Origin of the sequence: Photorhabdus khanii NC19, assembly GCF_000517265.1 — a bacterium.
Lineage (GTDB): Bacteria > Pseudomonadota > Gammaproteobacteria > Enterobacterales > Enterobacteriaceae > Photorhabdus > Photorhabdus khanii.
The window spans coordinates 635,573-655,477 of the sequence record NZ_AYSJ01000002.1; the positions used below are offsets into that span (position 1 = coordinate 635,573).

The 19,905-nt window shown below is 41.7% G+C and carries 21 protein-coding genes; 13 read left to right on the forward strand and 8 right to left on the reverse strand.

The genetic code is table 11. From position 1 onward, the window contains the following. Positions 1-16: 16 nt before the first annotated feature. On the forward strand, positions 17-1,207 hold the full coding sequence (lhgO, locus tag PTE_RS02885; protein ID WP_036843058.1) for an L-2-hydroxyglutarate oxidase: 1,191 nt from the start codon (positions 17-19) through the stop codon (positions 1,205-1,207). Between the two features lie 262 nt (positions 1,208-1,469). On the opposite strand, the gene srmB is transcribed toward lhgO, so the two are convergent. Further along, the gene (srmB, locus tag PTE_RS02890) at positions 1,470-2,807 is read right to left on the reverse strand and encodes an ATP-dependent RNA helicase SrmB (protein WP_036843059.1); all 1,338 of its coding nucleotides are present in this window, start codon (positions 2,805-2,807) and stop codon (positions 1,470-1,472) included. Between the two features lie 136 nt (positions 2,808-2,943). On the opposite strand from srmB, the gene trmN reads away from it, so the two are divergent. Beyond that, the gene (gene trmN / locus PTE_RS02895) at positions 2,944-3,693 is read left to right on the forward strand and encodes a tRNA(1)(Val) (adenine(37)-N(6))-methyltransferase TrmN (protein ID WP_036843060.1); all 750 of its coding nucleotides are present in this window, start codon (positions 2,944-2,946) and stop codon (positions 3,691-3,693) included. Positions 3,694-3,729: 36 nt separating this feature from the next. Here trmN and nadB read toward each other — a convergent pair whose 3' ends face one another. Next, a complete protein-coding gene (gene nadB / locus PTE_RS02900) occupies positions 3,730-5,334 on the reverse strand; it encodes an L-aspartate oxidase (protein WP_036843063.1) in 1,605 nt (534 codons plus the stop codon). A gap of 203 nt (positions 5,335-5,537) precedes the next feature. Here nadB and rpoE point away from each other — a divergent pair, with 203 nt between their 5' ends. From rpoE to acpS, 11 genes are all read left to right on the forward strand, one after another. After that, positions 5,538-6,107: an RNA polymerase sigma factor RpoE gene (gene rpoE / locus PTE_RS02905; protein ID WP_036843065.1), complete on the forward strand. Its 570-nt coding sequence runs from the start codon at positions 5,538-5,540 to the stop codon at positions 6,105-6,107. 40 nt (positions 6,108-6,147) lie between these two features. Beyond that, the gene (gene rseA / locus PTE_RS02910) at positions 6,148-6,804 is read left to right on the forward strand and encodes an anti-sigma-E factor RseA (protein WP_036843067.1); all 657 of its coding nucleotides are present in this window, start codon (positions 6,148-6,150) and stop codon (positions 6,802-6,804) included. Next, positions 6,804-7,760, forward strand: coding sequence for a sigma-E factor regulatory protein RseB (gene rseB, locus PTE_RS02915; protein ID WP_036843068.1), 957 nt, complete (start codon positions 6,804-6,806; stop codon positions 7,758-7,760). The genes rseA and rseB overlap by 1 nt, the downstream gene beginning before the upstream one ends. After that, positions 7,760-8,224 carry a SoxR-reducing system protein RseC gene (gene rseC / locus PTE_RS02920; RefSeq protein ID WP_036843070.1) on the forward strand — a complete coding sequence of 155 codons (465 nt, stop codon included), beginning with the start codon at positions 7,760-7,762 and terminating at the stop codon, positions 8,222-8,224. Before rseB ends, rseC begins: the two co-directional genes overlap by 1 nt. A gap of 191 nt (positions 8,225-8,415) precedes the next feature. Then, positions 8,416-10,212, forward strand: coding sequence for a translation elongation factor 4 (gene lepA / locus PTE_RS02925; protein ID WP_036843519.1), 1,797 nt, complete (start codon positions 8,416-8,418; stop codon positions 10,210-10,212). A 20-nt stretch (positions 10,213-10,232) separates the two neighbouring features. Further along, positions 10,233-11,213, forward strand: a complete 981-nt coding sequence (gene lepB, locus PTE_RS02930; protein WP_036843072.1) for a signal peptidase I — start codon at positions 10,233-10,235, stop codon at positions 11,211-11,213. Positions 11,214-11,389: 176 nt separating this feature from the next. After that, positions 11,390-12,070 carry a ribonuclease III gene (rnc, locus tag PTE_RS02935; protein WP_036843075.1) on the forward strand — a complete coding sequence of 227 codons (681 nt, stop codon included), beginning with the start codon at positions 11,390-11,392 and terminating at the stop codon, positions 12,068-12,070. Further along, positions 12,067-12,975 carry a GTPase Era gene (gene era, locus PTE_RS02940; protein WP_036843076.1) on the forward strand — a complete coding sequence of 303 codons (909 nt, stop codon included), beginning with the start codon at positions 12,067-12,069 and terminating at the stop codon, positions 12,973-12,975. Before rnc ends, era begins: the two co-directional genes overlap by 4 nt. A gap of 10 nt (positions 12,976-12,985) precedes the next feature. After that, positions 12,986-13,711, forward strand: coding sequence for a DNA repair protein RecO (gene recO / locus PTE_RS02945; RefSeq protein ID WP_036843078.1), 726 nt, complete (start codon positions 12,986-12,988; stop codon positions 13,709-13,711). Positions 13,712-13,780: 69 nt separating this feature from the next. Next, positions 13,781-14,512: a pyridoxine 5'-phosphate synthase gene (gene pdxJ / locus PTE_RS02950; protein WP_036843079.1), complete on the forward strand. Its 732-nt coding sequence runs from the start codon at positions 13,781-13,783 to the stop codon at positions 14,510-14,512. Next, positions 14,512-14,892: a holo-ACP synthase gene (gene acpS, locus PTE_RS02955; RefSeq protein WP_036843081.1), complete on the forward strand. Its 381-nt coding sequence runs from the start codon at positions 14,512-14,514 to the stop codon at positions 14,890-14,892. The genes pdxJ and acpS overlap by 1 nt, the downstream gene beginning before the upstream one ends. A 2-nt stretch (positions 14,893-14,894) precedes the next feature. Here acpS and PTE_RS02960 read toward each other — a convergent pair whose 3' ends face one another. The 6 genes from PTE_RS02960 to PTE_RS02985 form a co-directional block, all read right to left on the reverse strand. Beyond that, a complete protein-coding gene (locus tag PTE_RS02960; RefSeq protein ID WP_036843083.1) occupies positions 14,895-15,155 on the reverse strand; it encodes a YfhL family 4Fe-4S dicluster ferredoxin in 261 nt (86 codons plus the stop codon). Positions 15,156-15,608: 453 nt separating this feature from the next. Beyond that, positions 15,609-16,439, reverse strand: a complete 831-nt coding sequence (locus PTE_RS26190; RefSeq protein ID WP_241826115.1) for a phage tail protein — start codon at positions 16,437-16,439, stop codon at positions 15,609-15,611. Between the two features lie 388 nt (positions 16,440-16,827). Beyond that, positions 16,828-17,262 (reverse strand): tail fiber assembly protein, encoded by a 435-nt coding sequence (locus tag PTE_RS02970; RefSeq protein ID WP_036843086.1) that lies wholly within the window; start codon positions 17,260-17,262, stop codon positions 16,828-16,830. A gap of 44 nt (positions 17,263-17,306) precedes the next feature. Continuing rightward, positions 17,307-18,134, reverse strand: a complete 828-nt coding sequence (locus PTE_RS02975; RefSeq protein ID WP_036843088.1) for a phage tail protein — start codon at positions 18,132-18,134, stop codon at positions 17,307-17,309. A 416-nt stretch (positions 18,135-18,550) separates the two neighbouring features. Further along, positions 18,551-18,985, reverse strand: coding sequence for a tail fiber assembly protein (locus PTE_RS02980; RefSeq protein WP_036843089.1), 435 nt, complete (start codon positions 18,983-18,985; stop codon positions 18,551-18,553). Between the two features lies 1 nt (position 18,986). Beyond that, a complete protein-coding gene (locus PTE_RS02985) occupies positions 18,987-19,814 on the reverse strand; it encodes a phage tail protein (protein WP_036843092.1) in 828 nt (275 codons plus the stop codon). Positions 19,815-19,905: the final 91 nt, after the last annotated feature.

Sequence of the window (19,905 nt, forward strand, 5' to 3'; positions counted from 1 at the left end):
TAAGGAAAAACTAAAAATGTACGACGTTATCATTATTGGAGCGGGATTGGTTGGTCTTGGTGTTGCAAATGCTTTGCAAGAACATAATCCACAATTACATTTATTAATATTAGATAAAGAAAATAGAGTAGCTGCCCATCAAAGTGGACATAATAGCAATGTTGTCCACTCCGGTATTTATTATTCTCCCGGAAGTTTAAAAGCACGTTTAGCAAAACAAGGAAACCAAACTATATATCACTTTTGTCAGGAACACGGATTATATTATGACCGCTGCGGTAAAGTAATAGTGGCAACAAATCAAAAAGAGCTTCCTTTGCTCGAGAATATCTATCAGAGGGGCTTACAAAACGGGATTGAAATTAATCGATTATCACGATCTGATTTAAAAAAGCGCGAGCCTTATGTCAATGGGTTGGAAGCTATTCTGGTTCCGGATGCAGGAATTGTGAATTACCCAGAAATTGCGGAAAAACTAGCTGAGATTATTCAAAACAGAGGTGGGAATATTTATTATCAACAGCAGGTGTGTTCAATTCATGAATATACCGACTACGTTGAAATACAAACCTTACATGCGAGTTATAAGGCCAAACAGATTGTGAATTGTGCTGGATTGCATAGTGATAGAATTGCTAGGTTAGCGGGGTATGAAACAAGAATGAAAATTGTACCATTCCGTGGTGAGTATTACGTTCTGGATAGTAGTAAAAATTATTTGGTCAATCATCTGATATATCCTGTTCCTAATCCTGATTTTCCATTCCTTGGTGTGCATTTCACACGAATGTTCAATGGCAAACGGGATGTTGGTCCAAACGCGGTATTAGCTTTTAAACGAGAGGGATATTGCAAAACTGATTTTTGTCTGCAAGATATGATGGAGATACTCACTTATAAAGGTTTTTGGAAGATTGCTACACGTTATTTCAGTGAAGGTATAGCAGAAATTCGACGTTCGTTTTCGCTCCAACTTTTTACCGAAAATGCTCGTCAGCTTATTCCTGATTTGCAATCAGAGGACATCTCTTTGGGGGCAGTTGGAGTTCGTGCCCAAGCATTGACAATTGATGGAAAATTGGTAGATGATTTTCATTTTGTAGTTGGTCATCGTTCATTACATGTTTGCAATGCACCTTCACCAGCTGCAACGGCATCAATAGAAATTGGACGAGAGATTGTAAGAAGATATTTTCCAATTTTTTGAATATAGTAGAACGGTAAAAGTAATCATCAATCATCCCCCAGACGTCTGCTTTTTAACCTTATACTTTGATTATCACTTTAACAGGGCGATAATCAAAACAGAAAGTTGGTAGATTTTGAAAAATATCACCGGACATTCCTGAATTGGGTGAGGAATGTCGAATTTAAAAAAACATTTGTTCGGAGCCTATTTACTCACAGAATAATCTGACTATGAGAAACTGCATATTATAATTAACGGGCCAACCGGCCCGTTTAAAGATTTACTTATCGCTGCTGGTTGGGGCTTCAGGTTTTTGGTTACCAGAAGGTTTACGGCGCTTACCGATATTTTTGCTATCCCGATGGCGTATTTTGACTTTTTGCTTCGATTCTTCCGCTTTCTTTTTCTCTTTGCGTTTAGCCAATACTTTCTTCGATGGCTTATTACTGGTTTTCTCACTTGGTGCTTTGGTTGTTGGGCGAAGTTCATCAACAATCCGTGATTTCAGTGGTTCGTTCAGATAGCGGCTTATTTTACCCAATAAAGCATTATCATGTGCTTCTACTAAGGTAATTGCGGTACCTTTGCGACCAGCGCGAGCCGTCCGGCCGATACGATGCAGGTAAACATCGGCGGTACGTGGTAAATCGAAGTTGAAAACATGACTGATGTCATCAATATCTAATCCGCGGGAAGCAACATCAGTGGCAACCAGAACATTGACACTGCCATCATTCAAACGCTTAACAGCTTCTGTTCTTTTAGCCTGTACCATTTCCCCTTCGAGGAGCCAGGCTTTGATACCGGCTTGACGCAGTCCGTCTACAAGCTCATGTACACGTTCACGTTTGCGAACAAAAATAATGGATTTAGTGACATCCGATTGTTTCAGTAAATGGCAAAGCAGGGCTGTTTTGTGTTCCAGATTGTCTGCACGGTAGTAGAATTGCTGAATTTTTTTGCGTTCACGACGTGACGGCTCTGCATCAATTTCAACCGGATCTTCCAGCAAGCGCTCTGCAAAATCACGGATGGCTTCCCCTTCCAGCGTCGCAGAGAACAGCATGGTCTGTTTACGCCAACGGGTTTCACCCGCGATGGTTTCAATATCATTGGCAAAACCCATATCCAGCATACGATCAGCTTCATCAAGGATGAGTGTTTCAATTGCCCGGCAATCAAAGTTTTCTTCTTTGATATATTGCAGCAGACGGCCAGTGGTGGCGACGACAATATCCTGATTCTCGCTGAAAACTTCTGCGTGGTTCATATAGGCCACACCGCCGGTAATCGTAGCAACATCCAGATTGGTATGTGCAGCCAGTTCTTTTGCCTGGTCTGCCACTTGCATTGCCAGTTCCCGGGTTGGTGTCAGGATCAAAATGCGTGGCGGGCCAGATTTTTTGCGTGGAAAATCGAGTAAGTGTTGCAGAATTGGCAGCAGGTAAGCTGCGGTTTTACCTGTTCCAGTTGGCGCGGAACCCAGAACATCACGTCCATCCATTGCTGCCGGAATAGCAGCAGCCTGAATCGCTGTTGGGCGGGAGTAACCTTTATCATTTAGAGCATCAAGCAGGCGTTCATCAAGATCGAGCTCAGAAAAGTTTGTTGCAGTCATATATACCTCTGTTTAGGCCGCCGATTATAAACAGGTTGGACGTATTGTTCATCTATTTAAGCTGTCAGTGAGGCAGATAGCTTTTATCGAAACGTAATAACCTTTATCCTATGGCGAAATTTTTTTGTGCTGACAGATGCAGGTTATTAATTTGAAACAGAAACAATCTCTGCGCCGGGGAGGATTCACTTTTAAGCAATTTTTTGTCGGCCATGACCGATGTGCGATGAAAGTAGGAACCGATGGTGTTTTATTGGGCGCGTGGACTTCGGTTAGTGGCAAAAAAGCAATTTTGGATATCGGTTGCGGCAGCGGGTTAATTGCTTTGATGTTGGCACAGCGTACAGATGAAAATACCAAAATTGATGCAGTGGAACTGGATACTGATGCTGCATTACAGGCTCAAGAGAATATAGAGCAATCTCCGTGGCAGAGAAAAATAAATGTTTATCAGCAGGATATCGGTGATTTTGCTGATCGGTATTCACAATGTTATGACTTGATTGTCAGTAATCCACCCTATTTTGAACCGGCTGTTGCCTGTCGAAATGAGGCAAGGGAACAAGCTCGTTATACCGGTTCTCTAACTCATCAGCGGTTATTGCAATATGTCGGGAAGTTGATGACATCTGATGGTCTGTTTTGTGTGGTATTGCCGTATGTTATTGGTGAAGTATTTGAAACAATGGCATGCCAGATGGGTTGGTTTTCTCATCATCGAATCAATATCCGCGACAGGCAAGGTAAGCCATTACACCGGGTGTTATTGGCATTTTCCCGTAAGGAAGAAACAAGCTTAATCAGTGAATTGGTCATTCGTCAGCCAGATGGTGTCTATACGCGGGAATTTCAGCAACTCGTCACGGATTTCTATCTCTATTATTGAAATAACCACGCTGGAGCGTGGTTATACCGGTAAAAATCAGGGGGTTAAAATTGTTGGTTTCGATTCTGACAGTAAATCGGGATAATCCAGCGTGAAATGCAAGCCCCGGCTCTCTTTCCTTTCCAGCGCACAACGTACGATTAATTCAGAGACTTGCACCAGATTTCGTAATTCCAGCAAATTGTTAGAGATTCTGAAATTGGAATAATAATCATGAATCTCCTGTTGCAGCATGTTAATACGACGCAATGCGCGTTCCAGGCGTTTGGTTGTACGCACAATACCAACGTAATCCCACATAAATAGACGTAATTCGTGCCAGTTGTGTTGAATGACGACTTGTTCATCTGAATTGTCAACGCGGCTCTCATCCCAGAAAGGGAGTTCTGGCACTTCTTCGATTTTTTCAATTTGTTGTTGGATATCTTCCGCCGCAGACCAGCCATAAACCAGACACTCCAACAGGGAATTGGATGCCATACGGTTTGCACCGTGCAGGCCAGTATAGCTGACTTCACCGATAGCATATAAGTTGTTGAGGTCAGTACGGCCCCGATGATCGACGACTATGCCACCACAGGTGTAATGCGCGGCAGGAACGATGGGAATCGGTTCTTTTGTCAGATCAAATCCCAGCGTCAGCAGTTTTTCATAGATCATCGGAAAATGCTGGATAATGAAATCAGTTGGCTTATGGCTGATATCCAGAAACATGCAGTCAGCACCAAGGCGTTTCATTTCATGGTCAATAGCCCGTGCGACGATATCGCGGGGTGCCAGTTCAGCGCGCTCATCAAAATCAGGCATAAAGCGGCTGCCATCGGGTCGTTTCAGATAAGCACCTTCGCCTCGCAGGGCTTCTGTCAGCAGGAAATTACGCGCCTGTGGGTGAAAAAGACAGGTCGGGTGAAACTGATTAAATTCCAGATTGGCGATCCGGCAGCCCGCGCGCCATGCCATTGCTATGCCATCACCGGATGAGATATCGGGATTTGTCGTGTATTGATAGACCTTAGCTGCACCACCGGTTGCCAGTACAACAACCTTAGCGCGATAAGTATCTACCTGTTCCTGCTGGCGGTTCCAGATATAAGCGCCAACGACCCGGTTATTACCATCGAATTGGGCTTTATTTGAAGTAATTAAATCAACGGCATTGCAACGCTCTCTCACTGTGATGTTCGGATGAGACATAGCTTTTTCAACCAGTGTGGTTTCGACTTCTTTGCCGGTTGCATCAGCGTGATGCAAAATACGTCGATGACTGTGCCCACCTTCACGAGTCAGATGATATTGTGTTTCGCCATCTTCGCGGGTTTCTGTATCAAATAAAACACCCTGATCAATCAGCCATTGCACACAATGACGAGCGTTGCTGGTGATAAACTCAACGGCGCTTCTATCGCAAAGCCCTGCTCCGGCGATAAGGGTATCTTCAACATGAGATGCGATACTGTCTGTTTTATCGAATACCGCAGCGATGCCCCCCTGTGCATAATAGGATGCGCCTTCGCTCAGAATACTCTTACTTAATATAGTGACTTTATATTGTGGGGCCAGCCGTAAAGCCAGAGACAGGCCGGCTACACCGCTGCCTATGATAAGTACATCGCTGTAATGTTGCGGGAATAATGATTGCATAATTGATGATGTATGAAGAAGATGAGTAAAATCATGTTAGCCTATCAGATAGGATAAAGGCTATGATTGCAACAAAATGATGGCAGAAATTGAACTTCGCAGAATTTTATTACTCAAAGCCATGCTTGCTTAGAAAAATGGGACATCATGGTTGGTTCAATAAATATAAATGTGGAGCTTTGCTTCAGGAGATTTAACCTCGGATGAGCGAGCAGTTAACGGATCAAATGCTGGTTGAGCGAGTGCAGAAAGGTGATCAAAAGGCGTTTAACCTACTGGTAATCAGATATCAGCATAAAGTGGCGAGTCTTGTGTCCCGCTATATTCCGCAGGGTGATGTTCCTGACGTTACGCAGGAGGCATTTATTAAAGCATATCGAGCATTGGCATCATTTCGTGGTGAGAGTGCTTTTTACACTTGGTTGTATCGAATAGCAGTTAACACTGCTAAGAACTATTTGATTTCTCAAGGGCGGCGTCCGCCATCCAGTGATTTGGATGTCAATGACGTAGAAAATTATGAAGCTTCAAATGCACTAAAAGAAATTTCGAACCCTGAGAATTTAATGTTGTCAGAAGAATTAAGGCAGGTGGTTTTCCGAACCATTGAGTCTCTTCCCGAAGATTTGCGAATGGCAATAACGCTAAGGGAATTAGATGGGTTAAGCTATGAGGAAATAGCTGCTGTTATGGATTGCCCGGTAGGTACTGTTCGTTCCCGTATCTTTCGTGCAAGGGAAGCTATTGATGATAAAATTCAACCACTGATTTAAAATTAAAATATAGTGGAACAATACTGAAGGGTACTTTGGCATGCAAAGAGAAAAACTTTCCGCACTGATGGATGGCGAAACTCTTGATAGTGAAGTCGTTAGTATTTTATCTAAAGATTCTGCCATGCAGAAACACTGGGAAAATTACCACTTGATACGTGACGCATTGCGTGGTGATGTGACCGAAGTATTGCATATGGATATTGCGAGCCGGGTCGCATTAGTGCTTGAAAAAGAGCCTGTGCATTTTAACCTTGGGGCTGTTCTTGAATCTCAGCCTCAGCCTGAAAGCTGGCAGAAAATGCCGTTCTGGCAAAAACTTCGCCCTTGGGCGAGTCAAATTACTCAAGTGAGTGTTGCAGCCTGTGTTTCGCTGGCAGTATTGATAGGTGTGCAACAGTACAATAGTCATAATGTTGTCGATCTTGAATATCAATCTGATACGCCGGCATTTAACACATTGCCAATGATGGGATCTGCTTCTCCGGTGAGTTTGGGAGTACCTTCCGGTGATGATATGTTTGGCGATGATCAGCGTATTCAGGTGCAGGAGCGTAATAAACGCATTAATATTATGTTGCAACAATATGAGTTCGACCGCCGTGTGCATTTTGAACAAAATGATAGACGGAGAATTCCATTACCGGTTGCTATTCCGGTTCCCGGAACGCAATCTTTAGGAACGCAACAGCAGTAATGAAGCATATCTGGTTCTCCGTTTCTTTGCTGGCGGGCAGCCTGTTTACTCCTTTACAAGTCTCGGCGCAGTTCAGCAGCGCTGAGGCTTTGTTGCAGGAGATGGGTAATGCCACTCAGTCCCTGACTTACGAGCTTGCTTTTATTAATCTCAGTCAGCAGGCTATTGTCTCAGTTCGTTATCGTCACGCCATTATCAATGGTATTCCAATTGCTCAAATCATGCAGATGGATGGCTCCCGCAGGGAGATTGTCCAGCGTGGTAATGAGATCAGTTATTTTGAACCTGGATTGGATGCTTTCAGTCTTAATGGCGATCATATTATTGATTATTTGCCTGCCGTTATTTTTGCTGACTTCACTCAGTTGAAAAAATACTACAATTTCATCGACGTTGGCCGTACTCATATAGGCGACAGACCTTGTCGGGTTGTACGCATCACTTCCAAAGATGAAGTGCGTTATAATTATATTTTACTGATCGATGAAAAAACGCATTTGCCATTACGTATCGATTTACTTGATCGTGATAGTGAAACACTTGAGCAATTTCGGGTTGTTTCCTCCATAATAGGTGGCGATATCGATAATGCAATGCGTGTTATTACCCGCCTGAATATGCCACCAATGCTGGTAATTCCATCGTTAGAGAAGGTGGTATTCAACTGGAAAGTAGGGAAATTGCCGGATGGTTTCACCGAGGTTTCACGTAACCGGCGTAAACTCTCAAATGCTGACTCGCTTGAGTCCATCATGTTCAGCGATGGTCTATTCAGTTTTTCAGTGAATGTGACTAACGCTGATAAAACCGGTAAGTTGGAACATCCTCTCCGTCGCGGTCATCGAACAATCTATAGTGTAATACGTGGAGCGAATGAGGTGACAATTATTGGTGAATTACCACTGGCAACTGCCAAGCGTGTCGCTGCGGGTGTCGCGTTTATAGGAGCTAACTGATGGTTAAAGAATGGGCGACAGTAATCCGCTGGCAACAGGGGAGGGCATTATTACGTTATGGTTCCTCTTCTGGTTGTGGCAGTTGTCAGGCACGCGTGACGTGTGGTTCTTATTTACTGAATAAATTGGGGTCTGATGGTATACATCAGCTCGAACTTGAGATTTTACAGCCGTTGCAGCCAGGGCAGAAAGTGGAAGTCGGGATCCCAGAAGGGAGCTTATTGCGTTCGGCGTTGCTGGTTTATTTGACACCACTTATCGGGTTATTCCTGGGGGGCGTACTTTTTCAGTTATGGGTAACCAATCAATTATGGGTGTTTTGTGGTGGTGTTTTGGGAGGTGCGTTAGGGTTCTTCCTTGCCCGCAAAATTGCTACTTATTGGGATAATCAGCAGGAATATCAACCTGTCGTTTTACAAATAGGCTTGCCTCCTGATGCAATTCATATTCAGCATCAGGAATAAATCTGTTTTAATCATCCAGAACTTTTAATGCCTCATATTTAAAGCCACAGGCATGACTAGGTTTTCGTAGATTTGGCATGTAGAATACAGCCTTTCCGGCCGGTGGCCGGCCTATAAACCGTCGCTTTATGTCCCTCTGTGTGTCCATTAGGCGAATGATTCAGAAATATCAAGGCAGAAAAATATTTATAATGAAGCAAATACGAAATTTCTCCATTATTGCTCACATTGACCACGGTAAGTCGACGTTATCTGACCGTATTATTCAAATTTGTGGTGGTTTAACAGATCGTGAGATGGCAGAGCAAGTGCTGGATTCTATGGATCTTGAGCGTGAGCGTGGTATCACCATTAAAGCACAAAGTGTCACTCTGGATTACAAGGCGAATGATGGTCAACTCTATCAATTGAACTTTATCGACACTCCGGGGCACGTAGACTTCTCTTATGAAGTTTCTCGCTCGTTGGCTGCTTGTGAAGGGGCGTTGCTGGTGGTTGATGCTGGACAGGGCGTGGAAGCCCAAACACTGGCTAACTGTTATACCGCGCTGGATATGGATCTGGAGGTTGTTCCTGTTCTAAACAAAATCGATTTACCGGCGGCTGAACCTGAGCGTGTGGCGGAAGAAATCGAAGATATCGTCGGTATTGATGCTACTGATGCCGTGCGTTGTTCAGCCAAAACGGGTGTAGGCGTACAAGACGTCATTGAGCGTTTAGTTAAAGAGATTCCGGCACCGGAAGGTGATTCTGACGCGCCATTACAGGCACTTATTATCGACTCATGGTTTGATAACTACCTTGGTGTTGTCTCTCTGGTTCGGATTAAAAACGGTACCCTGCGTAAGGGTGACAAAATCAAGGTGATGAGTACCGGTCAGGTGTATAACGCTGATCGTCTTGGAATTTTCACACCTAAGCGTGTTGACCGCGATGTACTGGGTTGTGGTGAAGTGGGCTGGCTGGTGTGTGCGATTAAAGACATTCTTGGTGCGCCCGTGGGGGATACATTGACGCTGGCCCGGCAGTCAGCGGAAAAACCACTCCCAGGCTTTAAGAAAGTCAAGCCACAGGTTTATGCCGGGTTGTTTCCTATCAGCTCTGATGATTATGAGGGATTCCGTGATGCATTGGGTAAGTTGAGTCTGAATGACGCATCCTTGTTCTATGAACCGGAAAGCTCGACTGCACTCGGTTTTGGTTTCCGTTGTGGTTTCCTTGGTCTGCTACATATGGAGATCATTCAGGAACGTCTGGAACGTGAATATGATCTTGACCTCATTACCACTGCGCCAACGGTTGTGTATGAAGTGGAAACGACCAGCCACGATATTCTCTATGTGGACAGCCCATCTAAGCTGCCACCGCTGAATAATATTGAAGAGTTACGTGAGCCGATTGCCGAGTGTCATATGTTGTTGCCCCAGGAATATTTGGGGAATGTCATTACGTTGTGTATTGAGAAACGTGGGATGCAAACTAACATGGTTTACCACGGTAAACAGGTTGCACTGACTTACGAAATACCAATGGCTGAGGTGGTTTTGGATTTCTTCGACCGATTGAAATCTACATCCCGCGGTTATGCTTCACTGGATTATAATTTCACTCGCTTCCAGGCATCTGATATGGTTCGTGTAGATGTGTTGATTAACGGTGAGCGGGTTGATGCATTAGCGTTGATTACTCACCGTGACAATGCACAGTACCGTGGCCGGGAACTGGTGGAGAAGATGAAGGAACTCATTCCTCGTCAGCAGTTTGATATCGCCATTCAGGCTGCGATTGGTAATCACATTATTGCTCGCTCAACAGTGAAGCAATTGCGTAAAAACGTCTTAGCGAAGTGTTATGGTGGTGACGTCAGCCGTAAGAAAAAGCTATTGCAGAAACAGAAAGAAGGTAAGAAACGCATGAAACAAGTGGGTAACGTTGAGTTACCACAAGAAGCTTTCTTAGCCATTCTTCATGTTGGTAAAGACCATTAATAAGCTTGTAAGGAGTCTAAATGGCTAACACTTTTGCCCTGATCCTAACGCTGGCAACGTTAGTCACCGGCATTATTTGGTGTATTGATCGTTTCAAATGGGCCCCAGCGCGTAAGAAAAAACTTATCAGATTGCAGGAGCTGACTGAAGGTACAATGGATCAGGAGCATCTGGCTGAGACTATTAACAAACCAACATGGGTGGATACTTGTTCATCTATTTTCCCTGTGTTAGCCGTGGTTCTGCTCCTGCGCTCTTTTGTTTATGAGCCATTTCAGATCCCATCGGGTTCCATGATGCCAACTTTATTGATTGGTGATTTTATTCTGGTCGAGAAGTATGCATACGGATTGAAAGATCCCATTACGCAAACAACATTGATTAAGACCGGTGAACCAAAACGTGGTGATATCGCGGTATTTAAATATCCGCTGGATCCAAGTTTTGACTATATCAAACGGGTAATTGGCTTACCGGGCGATAAAATTGTTTATGATCCGGTAAAGAAAGAGCTGCGTGTTTTCTCTGGTTGTGGCAAAACAGAGAGTTGTCAGGAAGAATTACCGGTTTCTTACGGTTCACTGTTCCCAAGTGAGTGGACAATGCAGCAGTATGGCGTTAATTCCAAGGGTGAAGGCCTGAAAAAGATAGGTGTTTTCCAAATACCGGTTGAAGAAACGTTACCACCTTACAGTCGGCGACAAGGTGAGCGGATTGAGAATTTGGGAACGGCGACACACCATATTCTGGAGATCCCGGGTTTATTGCCGATGCCTAATTTCCGCCAGCCTGGTTTGCCAGAGGGAATGTGGATTGTACCCGAGGGCCACTATTTTATGATGGGTGACAACCGTGATAATAGCGCGGATAGCCGTGAGTGGGGCTTTGTTCCTGAGAAAAATCTGGTTGGCCGCGCTTCAGCGATTTGGATGAGTTTTGAGAAACAGGAAGGGGAATGGCCTACCGGAGTTCGCTTTAGCCGTATTGGTGGAATTAATTAATATTTCTATATTAGCGAAGCATTAATTTTACTCACAGTGTAGAATATCCTTTCAAACTTAATAACTGGCTCCTTTAAGGAGCCAGTGCAAACGCAACAGTTTTGTCAGAATTTCCTGTAACAGGTCTGTTGCGTGTGCGTTTTTATTTGACGAATTCTGACCTATATTGGTAGCACATGAATCCCATCGTAATTAACAGATTGCAGCGTAAGCTGGGGTACACTTTTGATCAGCATGATCTGCTGGTACAAGCGTTAACTCATCGTAGTGCCAGCAGTAAACATAACGAGCGGCTGGAATTTCTTGGTGACTCAATTCTGAGCTTTGTCATTGCCAATGCACTGTATCATCGCTTTCCTCATGTAGATGAGGGGGATATGAGCCGGATGCGCGCCACATTGGTGCGTGGTAATACTTTGGCTGAATTGGCAAGGGAGTTTGAATTAGGTGAATGTCTGCGTTTAGGGCCGGGTGAATTGAAAAGCGGCGGTTTCCGTCGTGAATCTATACTGGCTGATACGGTTGAAGCGCTGATTGGTGCTATTTTCCTTGATAGCGATATTCAGGCCATTGAAAGAATTATTCTCAGTTGGTATGAAACCCGCTTGAATGAAATCAGCCCTGGCGACAAACAGAAAGACCCGAAAACCCGTTTACAGGAATATCTGCAAGGGCATCATCTGCCCCTGCCATCATATCTGGTTGTTATGGTTCGTGGTGAAGCCCATGACCAGGAATTTACTATTCACTGCCAAGTGAGTGGTATCGAACAGCCGGTTAAAGGAACAGGCTCCAGCCGCCGCAAAGCGGAGCAGGCTGCGGCCGAGCAAGCATTAAAACAATTGGAGCTTGAATGAGCGAACAAGAAACCTATTGCGGATTTGTTGCAATAGTTGGACGGCCTAATGTGGGCAAATCCACATTGCTGAATCAGCTTTTAGGTCAGAAAATATCTATCACTTCCCGCAAACCACAGACTACCCGTCACCGTATTATGGGTATTCACACTGAAGGTGCTTATCAAACCATTTATGTAGATACCCCTGGATTACATATTGAAGAGAAACGGGCGATTAACCGGTTGATGAACCGTGCGGCCAGTAGTTCTATCGGTGATGTGGAGCTGGTCATTTTTGTTGTTGAAGGGACTCACTGGACCGCCGATGACGAAATGGTTGTGAATAAACTGCGTAGCTTGCATTGCCCGGTTTTACTGGCTATCAATAAAGTAGATAACGTGACGGATAAAGCCACCTTGTTGCCACATATTGGTTTCCTTAGCAAACAGATGAACTTCCTTGATGTTGTACCGATGAGCGCTGAAAAAGGTATGAACGTAGATACGATCGCAAAAATTGTGCGTGGACATATACCGAAAGCAACTCATCATTTCCCGGAAGATTATGTTACTGATCGCTCCCAGCGTTTTATGGCGTCTGAAATTATCCGTGAAAAGCTTATGCGTTTTCTTGGTGATGAATTGCCCTATTCTGTCACTGTTGAAATTGAGCAGTTCGTAGTGAATGAACGGGGTGATTACAAGATCCACGGTTTAATTCTGGTTGAGCGTGAAAGCCAGAAGAAAATGGTTATCGGTAATAAAGGCAGTAAAATTAAAACGATTGGTATTGAAGCCCGTCAGGACATGGAAAGATTGTTTGATGTTAAAGTCCATTTGGAACTGTGGGTTAAAGTTAAAGCGGGTTGGGCTGATGACGAGCGGGCACTGCGTAGCCTGGGTTACGTTGATGATTTGAAATAAGGTCTCACCTGTGGACGGTTGGCAGCGTGTTTTTGTTCTTCATGGGCGTCCTTACAGTGAGACCAGCCTGTTGCTGGATCTGTTTACTGAAAATGAAGGGCGGATCAGCGTGTTGGCAAAAGGTGCGCGCAGCCGTCGTTCCAATCTTAAAGGCTGCTTGCAGCCATTTACCCCGTTACTGGTTCGTTGGAGTGGGCGGGGGGCAATTAAGACGCTGCGTGATGCCGATCCTATCTCTCTAGCCCTTCCTCTTACCGGCAGCGTGTTGTACAGCGGTTTATATATCAATGAATTGCTGTCAAGAGTGCTTGAACCGGGGACGGCTTATCCTGCTTTATTCTTTGATTATCTCCAATGTTTGCAGATTCTTGCTGCCAGTGAATATACACCGGAACATGCATTACGCCGGTTTGAGCTGGCGCTGCTGGCAAATCTTGGTTACGGCGTTGATTATCTTCATTGTGTAGGAAGTGGCGAACCTGTGGACGATACGATGACTTACCGTTATAGAGAAGAAAAAGGATTTATCGCCAGTCTGGTTGTTGATCATTACAGTTTTACTGGGCGTGAATTAAAATCATTGGCAGCCCGTGAATTCCCTGATTTGGTAACATTAAAAGCAGCAAAGCGTTTCACCCGTATTGCTCTAAAACCTTATCTTGGTGGCAAGCCTCTGAAAAGTCGTGAGTTATTTCGGCAGTTTGTATGTAAAAAGCCTGAAGAGAAAGAAAACTAATGAATTTGTTTCTCTTCATAATGGAAAGTGTAAACTTGTTACCATTCTATATAACTACAGGAGATAAATATGGCTGAGGTATTGTTAGGTATTAACATCGATCACATTGCGACAGTGCGTAATGCTCGTGGCACAGTTTATCCGGACCCTATTCAGGCTGCTTTTATTGCAGAGCAGGCGGGTGCGGATGGGATTACTATTCATTTGCGTGAAGATCGCCGTCATATTACTGATCGGGATGTTGAACTGCTGAATGAAACTATCCAGACCCGGATGAATCTTGAAATGGCCGTGACAGATGAAATGTTGGATATTGCCTGTCACTTTAAACCTAAATTTTGCTGTCTGGTGCCTGAAAAACGTCGGGAAATAACAACAGAAGGGGGTTTAGATGTTATTGGTCAAAAAGATAAAGTGGTTGAGGCGATTAAGCGTTTATCTGACGCGGGTATTCTTGTTTCGTTATTTATCGATGCGGATCACCAGCAGATTGATGCTGCTAGTGAGGTTGGTGCACCGTTTATTGAGATTCACACAGGTGCTTATGCTGATGCAGAAGGTGAAATAGAACAGGAAAAAGAGTTCCAGCGTATTAAAGAAGCTGCTACTTATGCTGCTGGCAAGGGACTGAAAGTTAATGCGGGTCATGGACTAACGTATCATAACGTACAACGTATTGCGGCTCTGCCGGAAATTTATGAACTGAATATTGGTCATGCAATAATCGGGCGTGCGGTATTCAGCGGCTTGGCTGCTGCTGTGGCAGATATGAAAACTGAGATACGGAAAGCTCGCCGTTAATGGCTATTATTGGGTTAGGTACAGATATTGTTGAAATCGCCCGTATTGAGGGTGTTGTCGGACGCTCAGGTGAGCGTCTGGCAAAACGCATTCTCAGTGAATCAGAATGGCAGAAATATCAGCAACATGAAAAGCCGGTTCGTTTTCTGGCTAAACGTTTTGCGGTAAAAGAAGCGGCAGCAAAAGCGCTGGGAACCGGTATCCGTAATGGGCTGGCATTTAACCAGTTTGAAGTGCTTAACGATGATTTGGGAAAACCCATTTTGCGGCTCTATGGTGCAGCCGCAGAATTAGCACAGAAACTGGGAGTAACCTCTTTGCATGTCACATTGGCTGATGAGCGTCGTTACGCCTGCGCGACAGTTATTCTGGAAAGTTAATTTCAGATTTTATCGGCATGATGTAATAGCACAAATTTATCCCACAGTTGTTCTTCTGTTTCCTGGTGGTCTGGATCGGTAATAATGGTATTGTTTATCGGACAGACTGACTGGCAAGTTGGAGCATCATAATGACCGATGCATTCAGTGCAACGATCAGCATCGATTTCATAAATTTTATCTCCCATTGATATAGCCTGATTGGGACATTCGGGTTCACACATATCACAATTGATACAGCTTTTTTTGATTAATAACGACATTTTAATAACTTAGTTTATTTTTCATTTTATACCAGTGTGTTATCGTCAGTTTTAATTTCTTACTATTACACACTTATTGTATTTTTATACGGTATAAATTACATTGAAAAACCAAATCTGGCAACCCAAAACCATAACACATGAGATTTTTTCTACCTTAGAAAACCTTTATGTATGAGCTTTATTATCTGGTTAGCTATATAAGGAATTTCAATAACGTGCAAGGTCACCAATATCTCATGGGTTAACAAGTCGTGGGGGAGAATAGTTCTAATTATAACAAAATATTTACTGATGTAGTATTAGCAATAATAAAATAATTAAGACCGGGCGCTATCCTAATCCCGGCCTTTTTGTTAATTACGATAATGGCAGAATTGACCAATCAAATGCCGATGCTTTATCGAGATAATTCTAAAATCTGGGATAGATAACAACTATGAATGTTGAAAGTTAATTATCTGATATCCCTACTACAAATATGCGTACAGGCGGAAAGGTTGTATTGCGATACTGCCAATGTGATATTATTACTAGATTTTCTTTATTGATTTTTAATATATCAGCTCCTTCACCATAGTTGCCGCCACTGATATATCCACCCATACTTGAAAGTATAGCATGAGGTTCATAAGAGTATGCAATTGGGTATGTGATAGTGAATTGCCCCTCGTTAGCTAAATGTGGAGCCTTTACATATACAGACTGGAATAAGAGATATTTTCTCTTTAATCCATTCAAAAATGGAATTTTAAAAGTCATGAAATTATCCCCTTGTGTAAACAGAGGAGTACCTGCGAATAATAATTCCAATAAACCGAGATTTTTCACAAACTCATTTTTATTGGGAATATCTGCACCATTTTGGTTTTTGGCCAATCTGCCGTTAGCATTATCATTTACATCGGAAACAAGCTTCTGAGTTGCTGTGAGTGTATTGCTATTGCCAATGATATCTGTGAATTGAACAATACCTTTTTGTGTTAATGAGGCATCAGGAATTTTTGTTGTGATTTTTTGTTCTAATGCTTTATTTAATTGTGCCGTGAGTTTGGTGATATTACCATCATCCAAAACATCACTGCCAGATTCTGTCGCAATAAAATCAGCTACAACAGATGATATTGTTGATGACTGACGTAATGCCTTATTTAATATATGGGTGATAAAACCGTCTGGTGAAAACCCAGTCTGCAACTCTGGACTATTTTCATATAAATTTTGATCCACCACATTAGCACCATCTTTAATAGAAAATGCTTTAAAATCATTCTTGTGACTCATATCAATTTTCCTAATATTTAATAGTTGGTTTATAGTAATATCTTAAATTATTGTAAGGATAATTTACTGATTCTTATAGTTTAAGGATAAAAAATAATAATTAAATGTTTTTATAAATTATGGTGTTAATGATTTTTGTATGTTTTTAGTAGTAAATAATTCGATACTATATAAGTAATTAATGCTTATTTTATAGAAGCTGCCTTAAATAATTTTTCTATTGAAAGATTTATTATGGCAAGTAGATTTCAATAATGTTCGTGGTCACTAATATCGTATGGAGAATAGTTCGGATGATAACAGAATATTTGCTGCTATAGTGCTGGCAATAATACAATAACAAAATGATAAAGACCGGGTTCTACTTGAATCCCGGTCTTTTTATTAATTACGATAGTGGCGTAATTGGCCAGTCAACTTCTGGTGTTTTTGAAGTATCAACCCGGTTGAGCATCACACGATATTTTTTCCATTCTTTAAGTGATAGAATTTCTTCATCTGTTGCTATATCAAGTTCTACCGCATCGGCAAGCGGCGTTATTTTTTTATTTGCGAGAGATATAAATTGCTTTCTTTGGATTTCCGCAATAGATATCAATTCCTCTTTCGTTGGTGATGGAATATCTTCCCAACAAGGAAGGCCATCTTCGCCAGAGGAAAGTATTTTCCCAGTGGGAGGTATTCCCGAGAACTTATTGAATATGTCATCAGTTACAGATATGGGGTCGTTAGGCCATGAACCTGCTTCAATATAATCCTGCTGTAATGATAGCGAATAAAATGCTTTATTTAATGCGCTAAATACATAGTTTTTGTTATTCATAATTCTTTTCCAATTTTCATTAAATAATCATAATAATTTTTTAATTAATGTCCTATTGCCATAAAAAATGTGAAAGTAGTGAGTTTATGGTAATTAAGATTTTTATAACACCGAAATTGATGCTGATTTTCTATCGTTGCTGAGAATATACCTGCTGCTTGAGGGTCATTACCACGGTGAGTTAACGTGATACTAAAACATGCGTTTGGGAATGGTATTGGAAATTTATTTAAATACCCAGATTGAGGATCGCTATGGTTATACACTTGTGCTAATCCCCACATTAAAATTAAACCCGAAGGCAATTTTTGCCAGCCATTCTTAACCAAGTTTGCGGTGAAAAATGACATATCTGGAACTTGATTAGTTCCATTTCCCACTTTCAGGTTTGCAGCTTTATCTAAACCTAAATTTTTCACAAACTCATTTTTATTAGGAATATCTGCGCCGTTTTGCGTTTTTTCTAGTCTGTTATTGGCATTATTGTTTATATCGGAGACAAGCTTCTGTGTTGCAGCCAGTGTATTACTATTGCCAATGACATCTGTGAGTTGAACAACACCTTTTTGTGTTAATAAGGCATCGGGAACTTTTTTTGTAATTTTTTGTTCTAGCGCTTTATTTAATTGTGCAGTGAGTTTGACTATATTGCCATCATCCAAAACATCACTGCCAGATTCTGTCGCAATAAAATCAGCTACAACAGATGATATTGTTGATGATTGACGTAATGCCTTATTTAATACATGCGTGGTAAGACCTATTGGAGGAAATCCAGTCTGCAATTCTTGAGTGCCTTCATATAAATTTTGAGCCACCACATTAGCACCATCTCTAATAGAAAACGCTTTAAAATCATTTTTGGGACTCATATATATTCTCCTAAAATTCAATAGTGGGTTCTATAGGTGATTTTTTGATTTATTGTAAGGATAATTTTCCATCTCTCATAGTTTAGAGATGAAAAATAATAATTAAACATTTTTATAGGTTATGGGGTTAATTATTTTCGTATATTTTGAGTAATAAACAATCCGATATGTTTAAATTGAAAGAACATCTGAGTAATTAATGCTTTTTTATAGAGGGTATATTAAATAATTTTCATGTTGAAAGATTTATTCTGGAAAATAAATTTCGATGACGTACAAGATCACTAATATCGTATGAACTAAAAAATCTTGGTGGAGAATAGTTTTTATGATGACGGAATATTAACCATTGTAATATTAGTAATAATAAAATAATTAAGGCCGAGATTCTACCTGAATCCCGGCATTTTTATTAATTACAATAATGGCACAATTGGCCAGTCAATTTCTGGGGCTTTTGACGTATCAACCCGGTTAAGCATGACTCGGTATTTTTTCCATTCTTTGAGTAATAGTATTTCTTCGTCTGTTGCTATATCAAGTTCCATAGCATCGGAAAGTGGGATTATTTTTTCATTTGCAATAGATATAAATTGCGTTCTTTGGCTTTCCGCTATGGATATTAATTCCTCTTTTGTTGGTGGTGGAGTGTCTTCCCAACAAGGAAGACTATCTTCGCCACAGGAAAGTATTTTTCCGGTGGGAGGTATTCCCGAGAACTTATTGAATGTGCCATCAGTTACAGATATGGGATCGTTTGGCCATGAGCCTGCTTCAATATAATCCTGCTGTAATGATAATGGATAAAATGCTTTATTTGATGCGCTAAATACATAGTTTTTATCGTTCATATTAATACCCTATTGCTCTATAAAATGCTGCTACAGGAATTTGTAAATTTGGAATACTGCTAAAACATTGGAATTGGGCATTATTGACCATCATTATTGAAAATGTGCCAGCATGTTGAGGGGCGTTACCAACGTGAGTTAACGTGATGTTGAGACATTTATTCGGGAATGGGATTGGTAAATTATTTAAAGCACCAGGTTCGGCGTAAGCATTGCCTTTAACTGATGCTATTCCCCACATTTCAATTAAGCCCGAAGGTAATTTTTGCCATCCAACCTGATTCAGGTTAGCGGTGAAAAATGACATATCAGGTACCTGATTTTCACCATTCCCTATTGTTATATTTGTTGAATCTGATAAACCAAGGTTCTTTATAAACTCAGCTTTATCAGGAATGTCTGCGCCGTTTTGGTCTTTTGCCAGTCGATTATTAGCATTATCATTTACATCAGAAACAAGCTTCTGAGTTGAAGCGAGTGTATTACTGGTGCCTATTTGGTCTGTGAGCTGAATAATTCCTTTTTCTGTTAATGAGGCATCGCGAATTTCTGTTGTGTTTTTTTGCTCTAAGGCTTTCTTGAATTGGGCAGTGAGTTTGTCTATATCCCCATTATCCAGAACATCATCGCCAGATTGTGTTGCGATAAAATTAGCGACGACAGTGGATATGGTTGACGATTGACGTAATGCCTTATTTAATAGTTCAGCGGTAATATTTCCTGTTGGAAACCCAGTTTGCAAATTTTGCTCTTTTTCATATATTTCTTGCTTCACTATATTTGCATTTTCACTAATAGAAAAAGCCTTAAAATCATTCTTTTGACTCATATATTTTTCTCCAATTAAGTACTGCACTTTACAAGCAATATAGTGAATTTTTATAAAAATAATTTCTCCCTATTCACGCCAGCTATAGTTT

What these genes read in the sequence shown, in the direction of transcription:
- era (WP_036843076.1), top strand. Translation starts at nt 12,067, where the DNA reads ATGAGCGAACAAGAAACCTATTGCGGATTTGTTGCAATAGTTGGACGG.
- srmB (WP_036843059.1), bottom strand. Translation starts at nt 2,807, where the DNA reads ATGACTGCAACAAACTTTTCTGAGCTCGATCTTGATGAACGCCTGCTT.
- lhgO (WP_036843058.1), top strand. Translation starts at nt 17, where the DNA reads ATGTACGACGTTATCATTATTGGAGCGGGATTGGTTGGTCTTGGTGTT.
- acpS (WP_036843081.1), top strand. Translation starts at nt 14,512, where the DNA reads ATGGCTATTATTGGGTTAGGTACAGATATTGTTGAAATCGCCCGTATT.
- rseA (WP_036843067.1), top strand. Translation starts at nt 6,148, where the DNA reads ATGCAAAGAGAAAAACTTTCCGCACTGATGGATGGCGAAACTCTTGAT.
- PTE_RS26190 (WP_241826115.1), bottom strand. Translation starts at nt 16,439, where the DNA reads ATGAGTCACAAGAATGATTTTAAAGCATTTTCTATTAAAGATGGTGCT.
- lepA (WP_036843519.1), top strand. Translation starts at nt 8,416, where the DNA reads ATGAAGCAAATACGAAATTTCTCCATTATTGCTCACATTGACCACGGT.
- lepB (WP_036843072.1), top strand. Translation starts at nt 10,233, where the DNA reads ATGGCTAACACTTTTGCCCTGATCCTAACGCTGGCAACGTTAGTCACC.
- PTE_RS02975 (WP_036843088.1), bottom strand. Translation starts at nt 18,134, where the DNA reads ATGAGTCCCAAAAATGATTTTAAAGCGTTTTCTATTAGAGATGGTGCT.
- rpoE (WP_036843065.1), top strand. Translation starts at nt 5,538, where the DNA reads ATGAGCGAGCAGTTAACGGATCAAATGCTGGTTGAGCGAGTGCAGAAA.
- pdxJ (WP_036843079.1), top strand. Translation starts at nt 13,781, where the DNA reads ATGGCTGAGGTATTGTTAGGTATTAACATCGATCACATTGCGACAGTG.
- rseC (WP_036843070.1), top strand. Translation starts at nt 7,760, where the DNA reads ATGGTTAAAGAATGGGCGACAGTAATCCGCTGGCAACAGGGGAGGGCA.
- PTE_RS02970 (WP_036843086.1), bottom strand. Translation starts at nt 17,262, where the DNA reads ATGAATAACAAAAACTATGTATTTAGCGCATTAAATAAAGCATTTTAT.
- PTE_RS02980 (WP_036843089.1), bottom strand. Translation starts at nt 18,985, where the DNA reads ATGAACGATAAAAACTATGTATTTAGCGCATCAAATAAAGCATTTTAT.
- rseB (WP_036843068.1), top strand. Translation starts at nt 6,804, where the DNA reads ATGAAGCATATCTGGTTCTCCGTTTCTTTGCTGGCGGGCAGCCTGTTT.
- rnc (WP_036843075.1), top strand. Translation starts at nt 11,390, where the DNA reads ATGAATCCCATCGTAATTAACAGATTGCAGCGTAAGCTGGGGTACACT.
- trmN (WP_036843060.1), top strand. Translation starts at nt 2,944, where the DNA reads ATGCAGGTTATTAATTTGAAACAGAAACAATCTCTGCGCCGGGGAGGA.
- PTE_RS02960 (WP_036843083.1), bottom strand. Translation starts at nt 15,155, where the DNA reads ATGTCGTTATTAATCAAAAAAAGCTGTATCAATTGTGATATGTGTGAA.
- PTE_RS02985 (WP_036843092.1), bottom strand. Translation starts at nt 19,814, where the DNA reads ATGAGTCAAAAGAATGATTTTAAGGCTTTTTCTATTAGTGAAAATGCA.
- nadB (WP_036843063.1), bottom strand. Translation starts at nt 5,334, where the DNA reads ATGCAATCATTATTCCCGCAACATTACAGCGATGTACTTATCATAGGC.